This window comes from Roseivirga seohaensis subsp. aquiponti (genome assembly GCF_001267955.1).
Lineage (GTDB): Bacteria > Bacteroidota > Bacteroidia > Cytophagales > Cyclobacteriaceae > Roseivirga > Roseivirga seohaensis.
Genome location: NZ_JSVA01000043.1, coordinates 1 through 2,553, shown reverse-complemented (window position 1 = coordinate 2,553; position 2,553 = coordinate 1). Strand labels below are relative to the sequence as shown.

Genomic DNA, 2,553 nt, shown 5'->3' with positions numbered 1-2,553 from the left:
CTGATAACTGATACCTGATACCTGATACCTGATACCTGATACCTGATACCTGATAACTGATACCTGATACCAGATAACTGATAACGCTATGCTAAAAAGTTACTTCATTACTACACTAAGGTCGCTTAGAAAACACCCAGTTTTCACTGTGGTAAATGTTATTGGTTTGTCGGTAGGCATAACTGCATTTATCTTGATTACAGTATTTGTTCGTGATGAATTAACCTTTGATCGTTTTCATAAAAACCATGATAGAATATACCGTGCGATGATGATTAACAAGGACGGGAAGCCTCAACCTTTTCCGACCGATTTAATTGAGATTGTAAACTTAACTATGCCAGAAGTAGAGACCATGACAAGGATACAAGTATTGGGCGAAACTTTAATGGACTATGAAGGAGCTAAGGTTTTTGAAAAGGAAACTTATGGAGCTGATCCGAATTTTTTTAAAATTTTCGATTTCTCTTTAAAGTTCGGAAATGAATCAAATGCCCTGGAAGGCGAAAATAGCGTGGTTCTTTCACGTTATATGGCACTTAAATATTTTGGAGAAGAAGATGTAATTGGCCGAAAATTCGAGATGGCCGACAATGATAGAATTGGCATTGTAACGGGGGTCTTAAACGATATTCCTCAGAACTCTCGATTCCAATTCAATATCATTGTACCTATTCGTAAGGTGAGTAACGGAGGTTATCGGTATGGTGGACAAGGAGAACTATATGCTTTATTGAAAGAGCCAGTGGATGAAGCAGGCTTAGAAAGTAAGTTGATGGAATTGACTGCTCAGAACGGCTTCGATAATAAATTCAACTTAAAATTTAAAGTTGAAAATTATGGTGATCTACACCTTGAGAGCGAATTTTCTCAAACGGCTTCTGGTGTAAAGGGGAATAAGGAATTTATTTTTATTTTCTCTGCGGTGGGTCTTTTACTGCTTTTGCTCGCTGTCATAAATTATATTAATTCCTCAACCGCAAAATCACTCTCTACTTTAAAGCAAGTGGGGATCCGAAAAGTGATAGGAGCAACTAAAACTCAAATTCGATTTCAGTTTTTAATTGAAACAGCACTTTTAGTGGCAGTGGCGGTTTTTCTAGCAGCTGCTTTGGCTGAATATTTTTTACCAACACTGAATTCCCTTTCTGGAAAAAGCTTGAAGCTCAACTATTTTTCTGATGGCTTCACACTCACCTTTTTGACTTTACTGATTCCCGGAATCACATTATTGGCAGGTGTATATCCCGCAATCTTCACTAGCCGCTTTAAAACCATGCGATTAATGAAAGGGGAAGTTGTTGGAAGCAAAGGATTGTTCAGAAAGTACTTGGTGGCTTTTCAGTTGATAATTACACTGGTTTTACTTTTCGGAACACAAGTGATAAAGCAACAGGTTGATTTTTTTGTGGAAGGAGATATAGGGATGGATCCCTCTTCAATTATTACGACTTATAAAGCGCGCGGAAGCACTTATGATGTAATGAAAGCTGCTTTTGAGAAAATACCAGGTGTTGAGGCTGTAACTGCTTCTCCTTTTCCCTTGAACGGAACGGTTAAAATGCCTTTGCAGTGGACTTTTGAAAATGAGCAAAAAACGGATGCTGTTCCTTATCAAGAAGTAGCTGAGAATGCGCTGGACGTGCTTGATATACAGCTTATTAGAGGTCGTAATTTTATCAGCGGAAGTGTAGAGGATGAAAACGGTTCTGTCATTATTAATCAAGCCATGGTGGGTTTGTTAGGTTTTGAAGAGCCGCTTGGTCAAAAGATTAAACTACTCTCTCCAAATTATAGAATAGCAGATTATACCATTATTGGAATCACAGAAAACCTTGCGTTTAATCTGAAGCAGGAAGCCACTCCTGCGGTAATTATGCAAGCAGAAAAAAGACTTTCTTCCATCAATATTAAGCTAAGTGAAAGAGTTAAAGCGGAAACTATTCCATTGCTTTCTCAAGCTTGGGATAAGATTTCTCCTAACAGCCCTTTCGTCTATACTGTAATGGCAGATGAGATTGAAGCTAACTATGAGAAGGAAAAGAAATTTGGAACAGTAATTCAGGTGTTTACTTGGATAGCCATGCTTATTGCAGGTTTAGGGCTTTTCAGCCTAAGCGCTTTTACCATCATTCAGAGATACAAAGAAATTGGAATCAGAAAGGTTTTAGGTGCTTCGGTTTTTGCGTTAATCCTAAGCTTTTTACGAAGCTATTTAGGGCTGATTTTACTGGCCTCTTTAATAGCGATACCAACAGCTTATTATTTGATGAATTTATGGATGAACGATTTCGTCAATCATGTTGAAATAAGCTCAGCCATTTTCGCAATAGGCATTGGTGCTTCATTGCTGATTGTGCTCATTACGGTGGGTTATCAGTCAGTAAAAGCATCATTAATTAACCCAGTAGATATTTTGAGAGATGAATAATGGGAGTGAGAAGCCAGAAGACGGAAGACCGAAGCGAAAAAAAAAATTGATCAGAAAACAAAGAAACAGGGAACTGAAACCGCTGAAAATAATTCGTGATAACTAATAACTAATAACTAATA

At 37.8% G+C, this 2,553-nt stretch carries 1 protein-coding gene; it reads left to right on the top strand.

Features of this window, described 5'->3' with window-relative positions:
- Positions 1-88 precede the first annotated feature (88 nt).
- On the top strand, positions 89-2,431 hold the full coding sequence (locus OB69_RS18130) for an ABC transporter permease (protein ID WP_082338245.1): 2,343 nt from the start codon (positions 89-91) through the stop codon (positions 2,429-2,431).
- Positions 2,432-2,553: the final 122 nt, after the last annotated feature.